The organism is uncultured Leptotrichia sp., assembly GCF_938036635.1.
Classification (GTDB): Bacteria; Fusobacteriota; Fusobacteriia; order Fusobacteriales; family Leptotrichiaceae; genus Leptotrichia; species Leptotrichia hongkongensis.
In genome coordinates, this window is record NZ_CALHQO010000269.1 from 1 (window position 1) to 2,442 (window position 2,442).

1 pseudogene is annotated in these 2,442 nt (G+C 28.4%); it reads right to left on the bottom strand.

The annotated features are described in order from the left end of the window. Window positions 1-126: 126 nt before the first annotated feature. Window positions 127-2,346, bottom strand: a pseudogene (glgP, locus tag Q0370_RS05225) (glycogen/starch/alpha-glucan family phosphorylase); the annotation flags it as partial. Between the last annotated feature and the right edge of the window lie 96 nt (window positions 2,347-2,442).

The window sequence follows — 2,442 nt, forward strand, 5'->3', positions numbered from 1 at the left end:
AATTAATTAAAAATACTAGGTTAATATTCTTTATTAGAAAAGTTTGTAATGAATTCGTTATTTAAACGGATTTTAACATGAACTAAAAAAACAGGGAGTTAAGAATTAATCCCTGCTTTATAAAATTTATTTAGTTCCTTTAGTTTTCCAAATTTCATTTTCATATTGTGCGATTGTTCTATCTGATGAGAAGAATCCTGCTTTTGCTATGTTATTTATTACTTTTTTGTACCATAAGTCTTTGTTTTCGTAGTCTTTAAACATTTTTTCTTTTGTGTTGTAGTAATCTTCAAAGTCGATTAATGTCATGAACCAGTCTTTGTTTATTAATTCATTTTGAAGTCTTTCTAATCTTTCTTTGTTTCCTACTTTTAATAATTTGTCTGAAGTTATGAAATCAACTACTTCTTTTATTCCATCTTGCTTGTAGTAATCTTTTGAAACATAACCTGATGTTTCATATAATTTAATTATATCATCACTATTTTTTCCAAAAATGTAGATATTTTCATCGCCTACAAGGTCATGAATTTCCACATTCGCTCCATCCATTGTTCCAAGAGTCAATGCTCCATTTAGCATAAATTTCATATTTCCAGTTCCACTGGCTTCTTTTGAAGCAAGCGAGATTTGTTCAGAAATATCTGTTGCTGGAATAATTTTTTCAGCTAATCCCACGTTGTAGTTTTCAACTAGGTAAACATTTAAGTATTTGTTTACTTCTGGGTCGCTGTTTATTATTTCTGATAGACAAAGTATTAAGTGGATTATGTCTTGAGCAATGATGTAGGCTGGTGCAGCTTTTCCACCGAACAATACTGTTATCTTTCTTTCTGGTAATTTTCCATTTTTAATGTCTAAATATTTTTTAATTACATACAAAGCGTTCATTTGTTGACGTTTATATTCGTGGAATCTCTTAATTTGAGTATCAATGATACTGTTTTCGTCAATAACGATTCCTTGTGTATGTTGTAAGTATTTTTTCAATTTAATTTTATTTTCGTGTTTAATTTGTGATAATTTTTCATAAACATTTTTATCATCAACATATTTTAAAAGTTCTTTTAGATTTTCAGCATCTGTTAAATATCCTGTACCAATTAATTCTTTCAAATAGTCTGCCAAGTCTTCGTTACAACTTTCAAGCCATCTTCTGAATGTGATACCATTTGTTTTGTTATTAAATTTGTTTGGGTAAATTTCATAAAATTCTTTAAGTTCACTATTTTTCAAGATTTCAGTATGCAGATAAGCAACTCCGTTTACACTTGAAGAAAAATGAATATCCATATTTGCCATGTGAACTCTGTTTTGTTCGTCGATAATTTGAACTTTTTCATCTGAATATTTACCTTTAATAACTTTATCCAGTTTTTTTATAATTTCAACAATGTTCGGCACAACTTCTTCCAGATAGTCTAAAGGCCATTTTTCCAATGCTTCTGCCAAAATTGTATGATTTGTGTATCCTGTCATTTTTGTTACAATTTCTGTTGCTTCTTCAAAAGAAATATTATGCTCTTCTGTCATAATACGGATTAATTCAGGAATTACCATACTTGGGTGTGTATCGTTAATTTGAACAAATGCATAATCTGCTAAATCGTGAATATTGCTTCCTTTTTCAGTTGCTTCAGCAATAATCAATCTTGCTGCATTTGATACCATGAAATATTGTTGATAAATACGTAACAATTCTCCTTTTTTTGTACTGTCGTCAGGATATAGGAATAATGTTAGATTTTTTTCAATATTTCCTTCATCAAATGATATTCCATTTTCTATCAAATTGTAATCAACGCTTTCAATATCAAATAAATTCAAATAGTTTTTTGTATCTTTTTCATATCCTAAAATATCAATTCTTTTTAATTTTGAATGTAAACTGAAGTTTTTGAATTTAACTTCATATCCAATGTTTGTATCTCTTAGCCAGCTTTGATCTTCTATCCAGTAATTTGGTTCAGCTGTTTGTTCATTGTTTTTAAAAATTTGCTTAAACAGTCCGCAGTGATAGTTAAGTCCAACTCCTTCTCCGTTGATTCCTAAAGTTGACATTGAATCAATAAAGCATGAAGCAAGCCTTCCAAGTCCACCGTTTCCTAATGAAGGTTCAGTTTCTACTTCTTCAATATGGCTCAAGTTTTTTCCTGCAGCCTTCAATTCTTCCCTTACTTCCTTATAAATTCCTAGATTAATCAAATTATTTGATAATAATTTTCCAATTAAGAACTCTGCAGAAATATAGTATATTTTCTTTTTAGATTTATTAGGTGTTTTTTCATCTGCTCTTTCTTTAACATATTCCAGTAATTTGTAATAAATTTCTTGATTTGTCATTTCATTTAAATTTTTTTCATTTTTTTTCTTTTTCTATTGATTATCAGTATTTTGTATTGTTCAAAAAATAGAGGTAAAGGTTAGGATTTAGTTTCTAAT